The sequence below is a fragment of the Aquabacterium sp. A08 genome (genome assembly GCF_011742065.1).
Genome location: NZ_JAAQQT010000210.1, coordinates 1 through 557, shown reverse-complemented (window position 1 = coordinate 557; position 557 = coordinate 1). Strand labels below are relative to the sequence as shown.

At 71.3% G+C, this 557-nt stretch carries 1 protein-coding gene; it reads left to right on the top strand.

The window, feature by feature from the left end:
* Positions 1–557 (top strand): efflux RND transporter permease subunit (locus tag HA630_RS26805; RefSeq protein ID WP_166832126.1); only part of this gene is annotated, 557 nt, incomplete at both ends.

Sequence of the window (557 nt, the reverse complement as noted above, 5' to 3'; positions counted from 1 at the left end):
GCCAAGGAAATTGGCTTTGCGGTGGTCGCCATGACGCTGACCCTGGCCGCGGTGTACGCGCCGCTGGCCTTCACGCCCGGGCGCACCGGGCGCCTCTTCGCCGAGTTCGCGCTGGCCCTGGCCGGGGCGGTGCTGGTGTCGGGCTTCGTGGCGCTGACGCTGTCGCCCATGATGTGCTCCCAGCTGCTGCGCCACAACCCCGCGCCCAACCGCTTCGACCGCGCCATGGAGGCGGGCCTGACGGGCATCACCCGTGGCTACGGCGCGTTGCTGGGTGCCGCGCTGGGGGCGCGCTGGCTGGTGGTGCTGGTCATGCTGGGCAGCGCCGCCGGCAGCGCCTGGCTGCTGCAGACCACCAAGCAGGAACTGGCCCCGATCGAGGACCGCGGCGTCATCCTCACCGTCATCAACGGCCCGGACGGCGCCACGCTGGACTACACCCGCCGCTACGCCGAGGCGGTGGAGCGCATCGGCCAGGCCTACCCCGAGTTCGACCGGATTTTTGCCAACATCGGCAACCCCTCGGTGGCCCAGGGCAACGTGTTCTTCCGCGCCAA